We start from the raw sequence: 16473 nt of genomic DNA on the forward strand, positions 1-16473 counted from the left end.
GTTTATATCTTTTTGTCGCCAAAGGCCAAATGGGCCAACAAGGTGGTTATGGAGAGGAAAAGGCCAAGGAGCGAAACCCCTGTCCATTGGTAATGTTGCCAGGCAAGGGCGGCTAAGACCGTACCGAGGGCACCTCCCAGGAAAAAGATGACCATATAAACCGTGTTCGTACGGTTTCGGGCATTTACATTTTTGGAGAAGATGATATTCTGGTTGGCTATGTGCAGCGATTGTTGCCCCAGGTCTACCAAAATTACCCCAATGACAATGCCGATTATGGAATGGTCCGAAAACAAGAAGATCGTCCATGAAGCGATAAGTACAAGACTTGACGTAATAACAATGCGGTTTTTGCTCATGCGGTCACTTAGCCTTCCTACCACACTGGCTGCCATTGCCCCTACGACGCCTATAAGACCGAAGGTTCCGGTAACACCGCTGCCGTATCCGAAATTATCCTCCATCAAAAAGACCAAGGTGGTCCAAAAGGCACTTAATCCTGCAAAGGAAAGACCACCGCGAAAGGCTGCCAAACGCAGGGGCGCTTCCGTCTTAAAAAAATGCACCAACGATTTCATTAGATCCCTGTAACTGCCGGTATAAGCCGGGTCGACCCTTGGTAATTTTATCTTTAGGATGATAAAGAGTGCGAGCATCATGGCCGTGGCGACAAAATACATGGTGCGCCAACCAAATTGTTCGCCGATGAAACCGCTGATGGCCCTGCTTCCCAAGATACCGATCAGCAAGCCGCTCATGACAATGCCAATGGCCCGGCCCCTATTTTGTGGGTTTGAGAGTTGGGCGGCCATGGGAACGAACAACTGGGGCAGTGCCGAGGTACATCCTATAAAAAAACTGGCAAGCACGAGCAACCCTAAAGAAGGGGCAAATCCTGCCGCCAACAACGAGGCCAGCATAAGTACAAAATCTATTTTCAATATTTTTTGGTTAGAGACCATATCGCCCAACGGAATCACGAAAAGCAGGCCGGAAGCATAGCCCAGTTGGGTAGCCAGGGCCACATTGCTAACGGCCGATTCGGTGACCCCGAAACTTACCGATATCAAATGGAGGAGAGGTTGGTTGTAATACAGGTTCGCCGCGACCAAGCCCGCGGAGAGGCTCATGAGATAGAGAACGGCATCGCTTAAGCCTTTTTGCTTTTCCATAGAACAAAGCGTCCAATTTTTTTAACCTAGGCGCGGCTAGACCTTGCCGGTGCAAAGGAACAAAGAACAAATGTAAGTTGAGATAACTTTTTCAACACATTAAAAAATTAGTACCTTTACGGTTAAGATAAGTATGAACCCCTTCCCGAGAGACCCCCGTCAGATTAATCGGGATCAAGATATAAAATATGGGCTGTAGCAGTTGTTCGACCGTCAAGGACGGACAACCTCGTGGATGCAAGAACAACGGAACTTGTGGTACCGATGGTTGTAATAAGTTAACGGTCTTTGATTGGCTTTCCAATATGTCGCTACCTAGCGGCGAAAAACCCTTTGATTGTGTTGAAGTCCGCTTTAAGAATAGTCGGAAGGAATTTTTTAGGAATACGGAGAACCTTTCGCTCTCTATAGGCGATATTGTCGCCACCCAGGCACAGGCAGGGCACGATGTTGGTATGGTTACCTTGGTCGGCGAACTTGTCAGGGTACAGATGAAGCGGAAAAAGGTAGATTTTAAGGACGAGAGCCTGCCTAAAATATACCGCAAGGCCTCGCAGAACGATATAGACAAGTGGCAAAAATGCCGGGATCGTGAGGAAGAGATCAAAAAGCGTGCGCGCGAGATCGCCATTATCCTCAAGCTACAGATGAAGATCTCGGACGTGGAGTTTCAGGGCGACGGATCAAAGGCCACGTTTTACTACACGGCCGAAGAACGGGTAGATTTTAGGCAATTGATCAAAGACATGGCCAAGGCCTTTGGTATTCGAATCGAAATGCGCCAAATAGGGTATCGCCAAGAGGCCCAACGTTTGGGAGGCATCGGATCTTGTGGCCGCGAGCTCTGTTGTTCGACCTGGCTGACCGATTTCAGGTCGGTTTCCACTTCGGCGGCCCGCTACCAACAATTGTCGCTGAACCCCCAAAAACTGGCGGGGCAATGTGGAAAGCTCAAATGTTGCCTCAACTATGAGCTCGATATGTACCTGGAAGTGTTAAAGGACTTTCCTTCACAAGATACGAAGCTGCTTACCGAAAAAGGGGTGGCATTTTGCCAGAAAACCGATATTTTCAAGGAAAAACTGTGGTTCTCATACAAGGAAGACCCCTCCAATTGGCACGTGCTGACCAAAGACCAGGTCCTTGAAATTCTAGAAAAAAACAAGAAAAAGGAAAAAGTTGCAAGTCTAGAGGAATATACTGTTGATAACTTCGTTAAGGAAGAAAAGGTATTCGAGAATGTGGTGGGGCAAGATAGCCTGACCCGGTTTGATAGGCCTAAAAGGTCTAAAAGCCGAAAGCGCAATCGAAACCGCTCAAAGTCAAGAAACGGCAATGCCAATTCGAGATCGCAGAACGGTCAAAAAAGCCAGAACAACCAAAAGAACCAAGGCGGACAGAACAACAAAAAAAGGAGAAACCCTAGAAAAAAGCGACAAAAAAATGGGTAACTATTGGGGCGCCATTTGTGCGTTGATTTTACTTTCTTCCTGTAATGAAAATTTGGTCAAGTCAGAATTTCGTGCGACCCAGAACGGGGCGTGGAACAAAGACAGCGTGTATCAATTCACGTTTTCCGAACTCGACACCCTACAAAGGCACCATATGTTCATTACGGTACGCAACGATGCTTCCTATCCCTACAACAACCTGTTTTTGATAGCCGAATTGGAATTTCCTAACGGGGAAACCATAAAGGATACCTTGGAATACGAAATGGCCTTGCCCGACGGAACGTGGTTGGGCAAAGGATACGGAAGTATCAAGGAAAATAAATTGTGGTATAAGGAAAACATCGTTTTTCCCGTCCCCGGCGTATATAGTTTAAGCCTTTCGCATGCCATGCGTAAAAATGGGAGCGTAAACGGAGTGGTCAATCTACAAGGCATTACCGATGTAGGTTTTCAAATAGAAAAAAGTAATTAGATAATATGGCAAAGGTTGCTAAGAAGAAAAAGCCTACCAAGAGTTTCTTCAAATATGTTAAATGGTTCTGGATTCTGTTCGCTGGCGGTGTATTGTCGGTAGCCCTTATTTTTCTGTTGGCCTCCTGGGGCATGTTGGGCATCGATATGCCCGAGTACGAATACTTGGAAAATCCGCAGACGAACCTGGCCTCTGAAATTATTTCGGCCGACGGCAAGACATTGGGCAAGTTTTATTTGGACGACAACCGTACCCCCGTACCCTACGACAGTCTTCCCCAAAATTTGGTAAACGCCTTGATAGCGACCGAAGACGCCCGTTTCTACGATCATTCGGGAATCGACGCCTATGGCTTTATGAGGGCCTTGGTCTACTTGGGCACCAAGGGCGGGGCCAGTACCATAACCCAACAGTTGGCGCGCCAACTTTTCGTAGGGGTGCGCTCCAAGAACAAGATAGAGGCCATTCGGCAAAAGATAATGGAATGGGTCTTGGCCACCCGGCTCGAAAGGCAGTACACCAAGGAAGAGATCATTGCCATGTACCTGAACCAGTACGATTTTCTCAACAATGCCGACGGTATCCGGTCGGCGGCAAAGATATACTTTGGCAAGGAACCCGGGGAACTCAAGGTAGAGGAATCGGCCGTTTTGGTGGGGATGTTGAAGAATTCTTCCTATTTCAACCCCATTCGAAGGGAAGAACTGGTGACCAACCGAAGAAACACCGTCTTGGGGCAAATGGCCAAATACGGCTATATCACCGAAAAGGAAAAGGATTCGTTGCAGGCGCTCAAGATGGACATCAATTACCATCCGGAGTCGCATAGGGAGGGCCTCGCCACCTACTTTCGCATGTACCTACAAGGTTTTATGAACGATTGGATCTCGAAAAATCCCAAGCCGACCATTGACGGAGGGCGCGATAAATGGAGCCTTTGGTTGGACGGACTTAAGATCTACACCACCATCGATTCGCGGATGCAGGCCAATGCCGAAGAGGCCGTACGCCAGCACATGGCCAATTTACAGGCCGAGTTCTTCCATCAAAATACGCCCGACCGAAACCCGACGGCCCCCTTTCTCGATCTCGATAAATCGGAAATAGACCGTATTATGGAGCGCGCCATGAAGAATTCCGATCGTTGGCGAAAAATGAAGAGCCAGGGCAAATCGGAAAAGGAAATACGGGAATCGTTCACCAAAAAGACCGAAATGACCGTTTTCGACTGGAACAGCGATGGTCGTGAACGCGATACCATAATGACTCCCTTGGATTCCATTCGCTACTACAAAACCTTTCTACGTGCGGCCATGATGTCGATGGAGCCCCAAACCGGACACGTAAAGGCCTGGGTTGGCGGTATCGATTACAGGCACTTTCAATACGACAATGTTATCCAAGGTGCCCGTCAGGCCGGTTCGACCTTTAAACCTTTTGTCTATGCGGCGGCCATCGACCAGTTGAGGTTGTCGCCCTGCGACGAATTGCCCGATACCCAATACTGTATCGAGGCCAATAAGCACGGTAACCCCGAACCTTGGTGCCCGAAGAACGCGGTGGGGCAGTATTCCGGTAAGATGTACACCCTTAAGGATGCCTTGGCCAACTCGGTAAATACCGTGACCGCCCAATTGATCGATCGTGTGGGTCCGGGATCGGTGGTATCGATCGTAAAGAACCTGGGCTTGAACAAAGAAATACCCGAGGTGCCTTCGATAGCACTGGGTACGGTCGATTTTAACGTATATGAAATGGTGGGGGCCTACGGTACCTTTGTCAATCAAGGGGTCTATGTAAAACCCGTCATGGTTACCCGCATCGAGGACAAGAACGGGACCGTGCTGTACGAATATGTCCCCGAGACCAAGGATGTTTTGAGCAAGGACGTGGCCTATGCCATGGTGAATTTGATGCAGGGGGTTACCGAAGGGGGCTCGGGTACAAGGCTTAGGCATTCGGGCCAAAAGAACACCACTGTTTACAAAGAAATCATAACCGGTTACCCCTATGGTTTTACCAATCCCATTGCAGGTAAGACGGGTACGACACAAAACCAAAGCGACGGTTGGTTTATGGGCATGGTGCCCAATTTGGTGACCGGTGTTTGGGTCGGCGGGGAAGAACGCTCGGTACATTTTAAATCGATTACCTATGGCCAAGGCGCCTCCATGGCCTTGCCGATCTGGGGGCTCTACATGAAAAAGAACTACCAAAACAAGGATTTGGGCATTTCCGATGGTGAATTCACCAAACCCGAGAACCTCTCCATTAGGATAGACTGTAGTTTGAAGGATGAGGAACAGGAAGAAAATTTGGATAACGAGGAAGATTTGGAGGATATTGATTTTTGATCCCGGCCGAGCCCTAAACAAAATCTTACACGATACCCCTGGCGATTTCAAATCACCGGGGGTTTTTTGTTTGAAAAATCGTAAATTGAACACTAGCTAAACCTTACAATACAGAATGCCATGATTTCTAAAAAAGTAACAGGTGTAGAAGCTGCCCTAAAGGGGGTGAAGGACAAAATGACCCTTATGTTGGGAGGGTTCGGACTATGCGGAATTCCGGAAAATGCCATAGCCGAGCTGGTGCGAATAGGCGTAAAGGAACTGACATGTATTTCCAACAATGCCGGGGTCGACGATTTCGGGTTGGGCCTCTTGTTGCAAAAGCACCAGATAAAGAAAATGATATCCTCGTATGTAGGCGAAAACGAAGAGTTCGAACGCCAGATGTTGAGCGGTGAACTCGAGGTAGAACTGACGCCACAGGGAACCTTGGCCGAAAAGTGTCGGGCGGCCCAGGCGGGTTTTCCGGCTTTTTACACCCCTGCCGGATACGGTACCGAAGTGGCCGAGGGCAAAGAGACCAGGGAGTTTAACGGCAAGATGTATGTGCTCGAAGAAGCCTTCAAAGCCGATTTTGCCTTTGTTAAGGCCTGGAAGGGCGACGAGGCCGGTAACCTAATATTCAAGGGTACGGCGCGTAATTTCAATCCGTGTATGTGCGGCGCTGCCGATATTACCGTGGCCGAAGTGGAAGAACTGGTTCCTGCCGGAGAGCTCGACCCCAACCAAATTCATGTGCCGGGCATCTTCGTCCAGCGGATTTTTCAAGGAAAGAACTACGAAAAACGAATAGAACAACGAACGGTCCGGACCCGAAAATAGGGGCTATGGACCCGTGGATTCTCGATAAAACGATAGTGTAAAACTTCAAACTTGACTTATGCTAGATAAAAACGGAATTGCAAAACGCATTGCCAAAGAGGTGAAAGACGGGTATTATGTCAATTTGGGAATTGGGATACCCACCTTGGTGGCCAATTTTGTAAGGGACGATATCAATGTCGAATTCCAGAGCGAAAACGGCGTGCTGGGCATGGGGCCTTTCCCGTTCGAAGGGGAGGAGGACGCCGATATTATCAATGCAGGTAAACAAACCATTACCACCTTGCCCGGGGCTTCCTTTTTTGATTCGGCCACCAGTTTTGGAATGATTCGCGGCAAACATGTCGACCTGACCATATTAGGGGCTATGGAGGTAGCGGAGAACGGAGACATCGCCAACTGGAAGATTCCCGGTAAAATGGTCAAGGGCATGGGCGGTGCAATGGACCTGGTCGCTTCCGCTGAAAACATAATCGTCGCCATGATGCATACGAACAGGGCCGGGCAATCAAAACTTCTAAAAAAATGTACTTTGCCCCTAACGGGGGTAGGCTGTGTAACCAAAATCGTTACCAACCTGGCCGTGTTGGAGGTAACGGATCGCGGCTTTCTGCTTAAGGAGCGGGCACCGGGGGTTTCGGTAGAACAGATCAAGGAGGCCACCGAGGGCACCTTGGTGGTAGAAGGGGAAGTACCCGAAATGTCCGTGTAATGCCGCCTAAATTCGGGTTGCCCGGTGTTCTGGCTCCTGTGTTTCACTGGTACGGCCCGCGTTTGGCGTTTTTCACAACAATTTGAAGTAGGTTCACAACAACAATTTTATTTTTACGGGAATCCAATGTACTTTTAGGTTGTTATTAATTACAAAGACTACTGATACTGAACCAAACCTATTTTTGAACTAAACCTACAGACTATGGAAGCCCAAATGAACCAAACACAAGAAGATATTCAAGTCTACCGAAACGAGTTTCTCAGCGGAATCGTTATGTTGACCAAAAAGTTGTTTATGCTATAAAACTACATTTTGAAAAAGAAACAAAAAGAGCAATTCTTTCAAGGATTGCTCTTTTTTGTTTGGCCTATTTTCTAATTTTAAGGGTTTTTATACCCGTCTTATGTCCCTATCCCTTAAAAAATGTACCGATGCCGATTTAGATACTTTGGCCTTTGTTTCGCGAAAGACCTTTGTCGACGCCTTTGAGGCCCTCAACGACCCCGAAGACTTTAAGCAATACGTAGACAAGGCTTTTTCCAAAGCCCAACTTGCCAGCGAACTTGCCAATTCGCATTCCTTCTTCTTTTTGGCCTATAAAGACAACGAACTCGTAGGCTACCTTAAATTAAACGAGAGCATGGCCCAGACCGATGTAAGGGATGGGAAGTCCATGGAGCTTGAGCGTATCTATGTTTTAAGGGCGTTTCAGGGGCAGAAAATCGGTGAATGGCTGATCGACGAAGTTAAGGGGATGGCCCGGGAAAGACATAAGGATTTTCTTTGGCTGGGGGTTTGGGAGAAAAATACCCAGGCCATTAAATTCTACGAAAGACAGGGCTTCTCGAAGTTCGGCACCCACCCTTATTTTATAGGCAACGACGAACAGACCGACTGGTTGATGCGTTGGCAGGTCAATCGCCGGCCAAAAAACTAGATTCGACATAAAATTTCCACGGCCTTCTCCAAGGTTTCCCTTTTCTTGGCAAAGCAAAAGCGCAAGACGCCGTCTTGGCGTTCGCCTACGTTAAAGGAAGATATGGGTATGCATGCCAGTTTGTGGTCGGTGATCAGGCGCAGGGCCAGATCTTTATCTGTTTCTTCCGAAAATTGGGTATAATCGAGCAACTGAAAATACGTGCCTTCGGAAGGGGTGAATTTGAATTTGGAGCTTTTGAGGGCCTTCAAAAAGTAGTCCCGTTTTTCTTGATAGAACGAATTGAGCTGCAGGTAGTGGTCTTCGTTCCTTAAGTATTCGGCCATGGCCCGTTGCACCGGGTGGTCTACACAGAACACGGAGAATTGATGGGTTTTTCTAAACTCGTGCATGAGTGCCTCCGGGGCCACACAGTAGCCTATTTTCCATCCGGTAACGTGAAAGGTCTTTCCAAATGAGGCGCATACAAAGCTGCGTCGGGCCAGGTCATCGAAGCGGGAAGCGCTTTGGTGCTCTTTTTCGTCGAAAACGATGTGCTCGTAAACTTCGTCGCTTACCAAAAGAATGTTTGTGTTGCGAAGAATTTCCTGCAGGCGCAACATGTCGTCTTTCGTAAAGACCTTGCCGCTGGGGTTATGGGGGGTGTTGATGATCACCATACGGGTTTTTGGGGTGATTTTTTCCTTGAATTCCTCCCAATCCATCCGATAACCCTTGGCATCTAACTGCACGTACACGGGTCTACCGCCATTGAGCTCGATTACGGGCTCATAGCAGTCGTAGGCCGGCTTGATGACGATGACCTCGTCTCCGGGATGAACAAAGGCGGTAATCGCCGTAAACAGGGCTTGGGTAGCGCCGACGGTAACCGTAATTTCCTTTTCGGGATGATACGCCCTACCGTGCAGCTTTTCGATTTTTTCGGCAATGTTCTCGCGCAACCCGTAATACCCCGGCATGGCGGCATATTGGTTGTGGCCCTGCTGCATGGCGCGGGAAACCAGTTGCATCAGTTTGGGGTCTGCCCCGAAATTGGGGAAACCCTGGGAAAGATCGATCGCATGGTGCTTTCGGGCCAAATTGCCTACCGTGGTAAAAATGGTCGTTTTTACATCGGGTAACTTTGATTCGGGCAATAAATTCCTTGATTCCATTATATCGGATTACAACGGAGGTCAATTTACGACAATGTTATTGATCGTCCATACTTCGTCATAATCACTTATATTTATGGTTACAAAATCGCATTATGAGAACAATTAAAGCAATATCCCTTTTGTTAACGGCGGTCCTTATGGGTGCCCCTTCCTTTTCCCAATCGACCGAAAATCGACCAAAAAAGAAAATTAAGGCGCTGATCGTAGACGGGCAGAACAACCACGGGCATTGGCCTAAGATTACCTATATGTTGAAGACGCGAATGGAAGAATCGGGTCTTTTTACGGTCGATGTGGCGCGATCGGCCTATACGTGGAAGGGAGAGGAGTTCCTTGCCGACTATGCTATCGAGGGAATGGCCCCGACCCAGGCCTTGGAGAAACCAAAGGCCGACCCGAATTTCGCCCCGAACTTTTCAAAGTACGATGTGGTGGTCTGCAACTTTGGATGGAACGCTGCACCTTGGCCCGAAAAGACCAAGAAAAATTTCGAGAAATTCATGAAAAAAGGGGGCGGACTGGTTGTTTTTCACGCGGCCGATAATTCCTTTCCGGAGTGGGAGGCCTATAACCAAATGATCGGATTGGGCGGTTGGGGCGACCGAACCGAAAAAGACGGCCCTTACGTGTATTACAACGATGCCGGTGAATTGATCCGGGACAATTCGCCCGGCAAGGCGGGATCTCATGGCCCGCAACACGAATACCAGATACAAATACGCAATTTCGACCACCCGATCACCAAGGGGATGCCCGAAAAATGGCTGCAGACCAAAGACGAGCTTTACGATCACCTGAGGGGCCCTGCCGAGCATATGGAAATACTGGCCACGGCTTATTCCGCCAAGGAATACAAGGGCACCGGCAGGCACGAACCTGCCCTCATGGTACTGAACTACGGCAAGGGCCGCATCTTTCACAACATTATGGGGCATGCCGATTATTCGGTGGAGAGCGTGGGCTTTATGACCAGTATGTTGCGCGGCGCCGAGTGGGCCGCAACCGGTAAGGTGACCCAAAAAATTCCTGATAACTTTCCAACGGCCGAAAAGTCGAGCGCTGTAAAATTCGAAAAGTAAATGGAGCTTACCCTGAGTATCCCGGCCCTGCTTTTTCCGGCCATTTCATTGACCATGCTCGCCTATAATGCCAGGTATCTGGCCATAGCGGCACTGATCAGGCAATTGCACAAAAAGTACCAAGAAACGGAGTCTTCGGCCATTGCCCTTCAGGTAAGGCAGTTGCGTAAACGTCTTTCCATTATTAAAAACATGCAGGCAACTGCCATTTTCAGTTTTCTTTTGGCGGTAATAACCATGTCGCTGATCTATATCGAACAAAGCCTTTGGGCGAATCTTGTTTTTGGGGCCAGCCTTTTGTCCCTTATGGTGTCCCTCGTTCTTTCCTTGGTCGAGGTACAGCTTTCGACCAAGGCGCTTTCCATCCAACTGGGCGACATGGAAAAATGAATATTCCCTGTCTTCCTTTGGATAATTTTGCCAAACGTTGGCCTGGCCCTTTGTCGTAGGACAAGTTGTGGGGCCATTGTTACATCTCTTGCACGCTATGTTACAATTGTGGCATGCTTTCCTTCGGTTAGCCCTTAATTTTGAAGGCACAGTTTAAAACAAGCCTATGGGATTGACGGCATACCATTTCGTAATAGGGGCCATTGTATTGGCCGTTGCGTTCTTCGTGGTGGAAAAACTTGTCCGTACGTGGCGAAAAAAAAGCGCAAAGGGGGGGCAAGGGCAGGCAACCGAAGGCCTTCATCGGCCAATCAATGATTATTTGGGGAAAGGACTGGTTTGCGTTTTTGACCAAAACGAGCTGGCAAAGCTAGGGAATCACGGAAATCGCCAAGCAGCGGTTCTAAATTACTTTGCTTCATCCCTATTCGACAAGGACACTTTGGAGGCCGTACTATGGGACATAGCCGAAAACTGTATCTCGCAATTGGGACTCGAGGATTGTGTCATCTACACCCTTGACCCCGATAGGAAGGTTTTGGAACAAAAAGCCGCTTATGGCCGTAAGGACCTGGGCGGAAGACAGCTGTTGAGTCCCTTGGAAATTAAAGTGGGCGAGGGCATTGTAGGCGGTGTGGCCCAAACCGGTCAACCCAGGTTGTTGGCCGATACCTCCACAGAGGCACAGTATATCGTAGACGATAAAAAAAGGTATTCTGAATTGGCCGTTCCGATAATGAGCTCGGGCAAGCTACTGGGGGTGCTCGATTCGGAACATTCGGCAAAGGGCTTTTTTACGGAAAGCCACCTTCTTATTTTTCAGTTGATAGCCAAGCTTACCGCCATTAAACTGGAACGGATAGGTGTTCAGAACCCCAAGCCCCTAATCAATGGGACGGTCTATTACAAAGAGTTGACCCGCCTTTTGGCGCAAGAAAAGATGTACCGCGAAGCCAACCTGAGCCTAGGTGCCATGGCCGATATGTTGGACATTAGCGGCACCTACCTCTCGCAATTGGTCAATAAGCTGGGCGGGCAAAACTTTTCCGATCATATCAATTCGTATAGGGTCATTGAAGCAAAGGACATGCTTACCGACCCGAAGTACGAAGATTATACCATTCTTTCCATTGGCCTGGAGGCAGGCTTCAACTCCAAATCTACCTTCTACTCCGCTTTTAAAAAGCACACCGGGGTTACCCCGACCCAGTTTAGAAAGGGCTATTGGAAAGCTGAAATGACGTTAGCATAGGTTGCCGAGCCTTTAAGCTTCATTGTATGGCCCCCTTTTTACCGATATTTTAGAACCCGATTGCCGCTACTGTGTTCGCTTTAGGCCAAGGGATCTACCTGCCCATAGAGCCTAGATCGGTATTCCCATAGAGCATGTATTCTATCTTCCTAAAAAACCTTGAAAAATGCCCGTTTGGTACTTTTTGTATAAATGGTTCCAAATGGTATACAATAGGTCGTGTTTCGATTATGTTTTGTTGACTATCAATATAAATACCTGACAATCAACTAATTAAAAGAGTCCTATTTTTTGTGCTTTGTAAGATATCGGACACAGGAACCCGTGTTGCAATTTAGATTTGGGGTATAGAAATTCTTAAAAATCAATATTATGAAAACTAAATTGTTATGTGTTTTTGTGGCCATGTTGGCTATCGTTTCCTGTTCCAAGGATGGCGAAGATGGTGATATCGGCCCTCAGGGCCCACAAGGCGAGCAAGGTTCCGCAGGTCCACAAGGTGAGGCTGGGGCCCAAGGGGAACAGGGAGAGCCCGGTACGGCCAATGTTATCTATTCCGATTGGTTCGATTCACCTATTGTCGACGATGACGATAATATTGAGGCGTCGACCGCCAATGGTACTGTAGACGTGGCGGGACTTAGCGAAGAGTTGGTCGAGACCGGCACTGTATTGGTATACGGTAAGATAACCTCGAACAACAATGTGTATGCCCTGCCCTATTTGGGCAACCAAGGGGTCAGTTACTACTACTATTTTGACGAGGGCATAATCAATATTAGGCTGGCTACCGTAGACGGTTCGAATATAGGGGCGCCTTTGTTCGATACGTATCGCTATGTGTTGATTCCCGGAGGCGTTGAAGCTGGTGATGGAATAGGGGGGGTAACCAGCAAGGCGTCCGCCATTGATTTTTCGACCCTGTCTTATGAGGAGGTCGTAAGCCGTTTCAATATTTCGGATTAAATCCCAATTGGTGCATCAGGCAGTCTGTAAACTGCCCCTTGGCATAATGGCCGAGGGGTGGTTTCCCCATCTTTTGAATAGCTGGGTGCCGTTCCAAGGAAACAAGTACAACAATAATATAAAGAAATATAAAGAAAAATGATGAAGTATAGTTTAGTTGCCAAGGTAGTAAGTGTGCTTTTGGTCCTCACCCTCAATGTCTCTTGTTCAAAGGACGGTCAAGGTGGGGAAACCGGACCAGCCGGGCCCCAAGGGGAGCAGGGCATACAAGGGGAAACCGGGCCCGCGGGCCAAGATGGTGAAGATGGGCAAAACGGTGCCCAGGGAGCGCAAGGTGAACCGGGCGAAGACGGGCAGGATGGCGAACAGGGCGAAGCCGGTACGGCCAACGTCATCTATTCCGAATGGTTCAACACGGAGTTGGGAGACGACATTGGTGCACAGGCCATTAGTTTTCTGGTAGATTTTCCCGAAGGGAATACCAAACTGATGGATACCGGTGCGATCTTTGTCTTTGGAAGACGTATATTCCTCGAAGGTATTACGGGCGACCTTGTTTATCTTTTTTATCAATTGCCTGTCATGTTTAACGGCTCGAACAACCAATATTCCTTTTTGGTGCACAACGGAGATGAAATTCAGATTTTCGTCCAATCAATGGACGGGGGTCCTGTCGGAGACGGAACGTTTATACAGCAGTACCGCTATGTCGTTATTCCCGGGGGAACGCCTTCTTCCGCAAAATCGATGGAAGGACCCGACTTAGGCCAAATGGACTACGAAGAATTGTGTAGGTACCTTAATATCCCGCAATGAGATCTAAGGGATACAAAATACTGATTATAGGATCGGTGCTACTGGCCGGCGGCTTTCTCGGGTGTTCTAAGGATGAAAAGCCTATTGATGGGGAACAAAGGCCTGAAGAAAGTGAAACGGGCCTACCACGTGAAATTGACATCGACTACAACGATGGCCACAGTGTGGCCTATACGCTTACTTATAACGGCTCGAAACAGATCAGTAGCATCGAAATGCGACGAAACACCAATGGTAATCTCTCTCAGGGAATGACGCGATTTAAGTATGATGAGGACGAAAACTTGATCAGCTCGGTTTTTGAGGACCAAGAAAATGGGTTTACACATGAAATGCTATTTGACTATTCGGCGGATAACGAGCTTTTGGACGTTGCGGTGTTTTTTGACGGAATAGAACAGGACAGTGAGTTGACCTACGATGAAACGAACAATCGCTACCAGATAGACTTCGATTCCGGGTTTACCGTGGGTATTGGCCTAGATTCCGATGGCAATATACGCGAATCCATAGTGGATGAGACCTATATTAAGATGGACGGCGATAATTCGGAAAAAGGACTCTTTCATGAAGCCAATGTTTCCACGGCCATGCGGTTATGGTATGTGATGCTCTACTATTTAAACCTTAACGAACTGTACTTGCTCAGCAAGAAGCATATGGTTTCGATCGGCTGGGAAACGTACAAGATGCTGTTTGAAAACGAGGTGCGCGACATAAATGGGTATTTGCTGGAGTTTTCGGTCCGGTACAATACCGATGATGCCCCGCCTATAGATTATACCATCCGGTACGATTAGAAGAGGGGGTGGGTCTGATCAAGCTTTGGGTTTTGCTTTGAAGCCTTGTGTAGATCTCAATCGCTTGGGCTTGATGTCCCTTGTTTATTATCGCATTACATTTGGAAAATCAAGAAGGTTGCCTTTCCCCGACATGAAAGAGGGCCTCTCCCTGGTTGATGACGGCTTGGTGGTTGATACAGAAGACCAATCCGTCAAAGGGCGCTTTTATTTTTTTTGTACGTCTTCCAAAAGTATCGGAAACCATTCCTATGGTCTGTCCCTTGGTGATTTCACTGCCATTGGTGACCTTCGGTATAAACATTCCCGCAGTAGGTGCGCGTAGCCATTTTCGGTTTTGAAGCCGAATCCCGGTATCCCGCTCAGGCTGTCTTTGTGGTAAGGGCGGCACCATTTTAAAGTGCCCCAAAACGTTCAAAATGCCCCGCATGCCCTCTGAAATGGAGTAATCGTCGAAACGCATGCTTTCACCGGCCTCAAAGACAACCATGGGCTTGTTCATTTTAAACGCGGTGTTTCGAAACGAGCCTTTGATCAACGAAGAGGGAAAGGAGACAGGGGCATTGAAAACTTGGGCCAGGTGTGCACTGTCGGGATCTTCTTCGGTATAACGTACCTGTGGATAATTGTGGCGTTGCCCCCCACCCGTATGCAGGTCGATTCCCATGTCGATATGAGGAAGTATCTCCGAGGTATAATGGTAGGCGATCCTACTGGCCAATGACCCCGATTTCGTTCCCGGAAAGCTGCGGTTTACATCCTTGCCATCGGGTACGTCCCTTGAAAAATGGATAAACCCGAAAATATTGAGGACCGGTACGGCAATTACCGCACCTTTTACCACATGAAGGTGTTTTTCGGCCAACAGCCTGCGTACGATTTCAATACCGTTTATTTCATCGCCGTGCAGCCCTGCCTGGATCAAAACGGTAGGGCCGGGTTTTTTAGCGTTGAAAACATATACCGGTATGTCTATAAGCGTTCCGGTAGGCAGACGGTCGATAGCGATTTGAACCCGTTTGTTTTGGCCCGGTTTTACCGTCGTGCCACCAATGGTAATGTTTTTATTGGTTTCTACCTCCATCTTCGTTGTCTGCAATTGCGTTCTACGTAAAGAATAATTTCCTTGGCAACGTTTACCCCCGTGGCGGCTTCGATTCCCCGTAGTCCCGGGGATGCGTTGATCTCGATCAACAAGGGGCCTTTTCTAGAACGGATCAAATCGATGCCGGCCACCCCTAGGCCTATGTGTTTGGCCGCGCCAACGGCAATTTCCCTTTCCCTTTTCGATAATTTTACCTTTTCGATGGTGCCGCCGCGATGGATGTTCGACCTAAATTCCTCGAGGGCACTGGTGCGTTTCATGCTGGCCACTACTTTATCGCCCACGACGAAAACGCGAATGTCTTCGCCGTTGCTTTCCTCAATGTATTTTTGAAGAAGAATACTGGTGTCCATCTTGTAAAAAGTGTCGATGATCGATTTGGCCGATTTGTTCGACTCCGCCAGAATAACGCCCAGTCCGTGGGTGCCCTCCTGAATTTTTATGATGACGGGGGTGCCTCCCAAAATCTGGATCTGTGCCTCGATGTTGTCGGGGTTGATGGAGAACAGGGTTTCCGGAACCGGAATGCCTTTTTGCGACATCATCTGTAGGGTGCGAACCTTGTTGCGCGCCCTGGCGATGCTCAGCGAACGGGCCGAACTAAAGACCCCGTTGATCTCGAACTGCTTGACGATGGCCACCCCGTGCCGGGTAACCTTGGCGCCGATCCTGGGAATAATGGCGTCGAATGCGTCGGTAATGTTCTCTTCCCTCAGGTAAATGCCCGGTTTCGCCCCCCCGAGCTTTACCGAACACTTGGTGTGGTCTATCTGTTCGATATAATGACCTAGGTTAACGGCCTCTTCGGCTATTCTTTGGGTTGAATAAACGTTGTTGCTCACCGATAAAAGGCCGATATCCATATAAGGTATACAGTGTTTGTATAAATAATGGCCTAAAAATACAATTTGTTAAGAAGTTTGGGCGAAAATTTTTGGCAAGGGGCCTTGTTGCCCCTGTTTTGGTAGCCATACTGGCCAAT

The 16473-nt window shown here is 48.3% G+C and carries 16 protein-coding genes; 12 read left to right on the forward strand and 4 right to left on the reverse strand.

Going from position 1 to position 16473, the window contains the following annotated elements; translation table 11 throughout:
* Positions 1 to 2: 2 nt before the first annotated feature.
* Positions 3 to 1172: an MFS transporter gene (locus BUB37_RS02605; RefSeq protein ID WP_072988016.1), complete on the reverse strand. Its 1170-nt coding sequence runs from the start codon at positions 1170 to 1172 to the stop codon at positions 3 to 5.
* A 188-nt stretch (positions 1173 to 1360) separates the two neighbouring features.
* On the opposite strand from BUB37_RS02605, the gene BUB37_RS02610 reads away from it, so the two are divergent.
* From BUB37_RS02610 to BUB37_RS02635, 6 genes are all read left to right on the forward strand, one after another.
* Positions 1361 to 2623, forward strand: a complete 1263-nt coding sequence (locus BUB37_RS02610) for a PSP1 domain-containing protein (protein ID WP_072988019.1) — start codon at positions 1361 to 1363, stop codon at positions 2621 to 2623.
* On the forward strand, positions 2616 to 3098 hold the full coding sequence (locus BUB37_RS02615) for a gliding motility lipoprotein GldH (protein WP_072988021.1): 483 nt from the start codon (positions 2616 to 2618) through the stop codon (positions 3096 to 3098). The genes BUB37_RS02610 and BUB37_RS02615 overlap by 8 nt, the downstream gene beginning before the upstream one ends.
* Positions 3099 to 3103: 5 nt before the next feature.
* A complete protein-coding gene (locus BUB37_RS02620) occupies positions 3104 to 5452 on the forward strand; it encodes a penicillin-binding protein 1A (protein WP_072988032.1) in 2349 nt (782 codons plus the stop codon).
* Between the two features lie 120 nt (positions 5453 to 5572).
* On the forward strand, positions 5573 to 6274 hold the full coding sequence (locus tag BUB37_RS02625; RefSeq protein ID WP_072988035.1) for a CoA transferase subunit A: 702 nt from the start codon (positions 5573 to 5575) through the stop codon (positions 6272 to 6274).
* A 58-nt stretch (positions 6275 to 6332) separates the two neighbouring features.
* Entirely contained in the window at positions 6333 to 6986 is a 654-nt protein-coding gene (locus BUB37_RS02630; protein ID WP_072988039.1) for a CoA transferase subunit B, read from the forward strand.
* Positions 6987 to 7392: 406 nt separating this feature from the next.
* Positions 7393 to 7926, forward strand: coding sequence for a GNAT family N-acetyltransferase (locus BUB37_RS02635; protein WP_072988042.1), 534 nt, complete (start codon positions 7393 to 7395; stop codon positions 7924 to 7926).
* Here the strand turns inward: BUB37_RS02635 and BUB37_RS02640 are convergent.
* Positions 7923 to 9080, reverse strand: coding sequence for a methionine aminotransferase (locus BUB37_RS02640; protein ID WP_072988043.1), 1158 nt, complete (start codon positions 9078 to 9080; stop codon positions 7923 to 7925). The two genes, BUB37_RS02635 and BUB37_RS02640, sit on opposite strands and share 4 nt — an antisense overlap.
* Before the next feature lie 95 nt (positions 9081 to 9175).
* On the opposite strand from BUB37_RS02640, the gene BUB37_RS02645 reads away from it, so the two are divergent.
* The 6 genes from BUB37_RS02645 (at position 9176) to BUB37_RS02670 (ending at position 14386) form a co-directional block, all read left to right on the forward strand.
* Positions 9176 to 10162, forward strand: coding sequence for a ThuA domain-containing protein (locus BUB37_RS02645; RefSeq protein ID WP_072988046.1), 987 nt, complete (start codon positions 9176 to 9178; stop codon positions 10160 to 10162).
* Positions 10163 to 10552, forward strand: a complete 390-nt coding sequence (locus tag BUB37_RS02650) for a DUF2721 domain-containing protein (protein ID WP_072988062.1) — start codon at positions 10163 to 10165, stop codon at positions 10550 to 10552.
* 166 nt (positions 10553 to 10718) lie between these two features.
* The gene (locus tag BUB37_RS02655; RefSeq protein ID WP_072988067.1) at positions 10719 to 11804 is read left to right on the forward strand and encodes a helix-turn-helix domain-containing protein; all 1086 of its coding nucleotides are present in this window, start codon (positions 10719 to 10721) and stop codon (positions 11802 to 11804) included.
* Positions 11805 to 12176: 372 nt separating this feature from the next.
* Positions 12177 to 12770, forward strand: coding sequence for a collagen-like triple helix repeat-containing protein (locus BUB37_RS21775; protein WP_072988070.1), 594 nt, complete (start codon positions 12177 to 12179; stop codon positions 12768 to 12770).
* Between the two features lie 141 nt (positions 12771 to 12911).
* The gene (locus tag BUB37_RS02665; RefSeq protein WP_072988073.1) at positions 12912 to 13586 is read left to right on the forward strand and encodes a collagen-like protein; all 675 of its coding nucleotides are present in this window, start codon (positions 12912 to 12914) and stop codon (positions 13584 to 13586) included.
* A complete protein-coding gene (locus BUB37_RS02670; protein WP_072988076.1) occupies positions 13583 to 14386 on the forward strand; it encodes a hypothetical protein in 804 nt (267 codons plus the stop codon). Before BUB37_RS02665 ends, BUB37_RS02670 begins: the two co-directional genes overlap by 4 nt.
* Before the next feature lie 109 nt (positions 14387 to 14495).
* Here BUB37_RS02670 and BUB37_RS02675 read toward each other — a convergent pair whose 3' ends face one another.
* Both BUB37_RS02675 and BUB37_RS02680 read right to left on the reverse strand, forming a co-directional pair.
* Positions 14496 to 15470, reverse strand: coding sequence for a succinylglutamate desuccinylase/aspartoacylase family protein (locus BUB37_RS02675; protein ID WP_072988079.1), 975 nt, complete (start codon positions 15468 to 15470; stop codon positions 14496 to 14498).
* Positions 15461 to 16354, reverse strand: a complete 894-nt coding sequence (locus BUB37_RS02680) for an ATP-grasp domain-containing protein (protein WP_072988082.1) — start codon at positions 16352 to 16354, stop codon at positions 15461 to 15463. Before BUB37_RS02680 ends, BUB37_RS02675 begins: the two co-directional genes overlap by 10 nt.
* Positions 16355 to 16473 lie beyond the last annotated feature (119 nt).

Origin of the sequence: Pseudozobellia thermophila (assembly GCF_900141855.1) — a bacterium.
GTDB classification, from domain to species: Bacteria; Bacteroidota; Bacteroidia; order Flavobacteriales; family Flavobacteriaceae; genus Pseudozobellia; species Pseudozobellia thermophila.

What these genes read in the sequence shown, in the direction of transcription:
- BUB37_RS02635 (WP_072988042.1), top strand. Translation starts at nt 7,393, where the DNA reads ATGTCCCTATCCCTTAAAAAATGTACCGATGCCGATTTAGATACTTTG.
- BUB37_RS02670 (WP_072988076.1), top strand. Translation starts at nt 13,583, where the DNA reads ATGAGATCTAAGGGATACAAAATACTGATTATAGGATCGGTGCTACTG.
- BUB37_RS02620 (WP_072988032.1), top strand. Translation starts at nt 3,104, where the DNA reads ATGGCAAAGGTTGCTAAGAAGAAAAAGCCTACCAAGAGTTTCTTCAAA.
- BUB37_RS02650 (WP_072988062.1), top strand. Translation starts at nt 10,163, where the DNA reads ATGGAGCTTACCCTGAGTATCCCGGCCCTGCTTTTTCCGGCCATTTCA.
- BUB37_RS02625 (WP_072988035.1), top strand. Translation starts at nt 5,573, where the DNA reads ATGATTTCTAAAAAAGTAACAGGTGTAGAAGCTGCCCTAAAGGGGGTG.
- BUB37_RS02615 (WP_072988021.1), top strand. Translation starts at nt 2,616, where the DNA reads ATGGGTAACTATTGGGGCGCCATTTGTGCGTTGATTTTACTTTCTTCC.
- BUB37_RS02680 (WP_072988082.1), bottom strand. Translation starts at nt 16,354, where the DNA reads ATGGATATCGGCCTTTTATCGGTGAGCAACAACGTTTATTCAACCCAA.
- BUB37_RS02640 (WP_072988043.1), bottom strand. Translation starts at nt 9,080, where the DNA reads ATGGAATCAAGGAATTTATTGCCCGAATCAAAGTTACCCGATGTAAAA.
- BUB37_RS02665 (WP_072988073.1), top strand. Translation starts at nt 12,912, where the DNA reads ATGAAGTATAGTTTAGTTGCCAAGGTAGTAAGTGTGCTTTTGGTCCTC.
- BUB37_RS02675 (WP_072988079.1), bottom strand. Translation starts at nt 15,470, where the DNA reads ATGGAGGTAGAAACCAATAAAAACATTACCATTGGTGGCACGACGGTA.
- BUB37_RS21775 (WP_072988070.1), top strand. Translation starts at nt 12,177, where the DNA reads ATGAAAACTAAATTGTTATGTGTTTTTGTGGCCATGTTGGCTATCGTT.
- BUB37_RS02630 (WP_072988039.1), top strand. Translation starts at nt 6,333, where the DNA reads ATGCTAGATAAAAACGGAATTGCAAAACGCATTGCCAAAGAGGTGAAA.
- BUB37_RS02655 (WP_072988067.1), top strand. Translation starts at nt 10,719, where the DNA reads ATGGGATTGACGGCATACCATTTCGTAATAGGGGCCATTGTATTGGCC.
- BUB37_RS02605 (WP_072988016.1), bottom strand. Translation starts at nt 1,172, where the DNA reads ATGGAAAAGCAAAAAGGCTTAAGCGATGCCGTTCTCTATCTCATGAGC.
- BUB37_RS02610 (WP_072988019.1), top strand. Translation starts at nt 1,361, where the DNA reads ATGGGCTGTAGCAGTTGTTCGACCGTCAAGGACGGACAACCTCGTGGA.
- BUB37_RS02645 (WP_072988046.1), top strand. Translation starts at nt 9,176, where the DNA reads ATGAGAACAATTAAAGCAATATCCCTTTTGTTAACGGCGGTCCTTATG.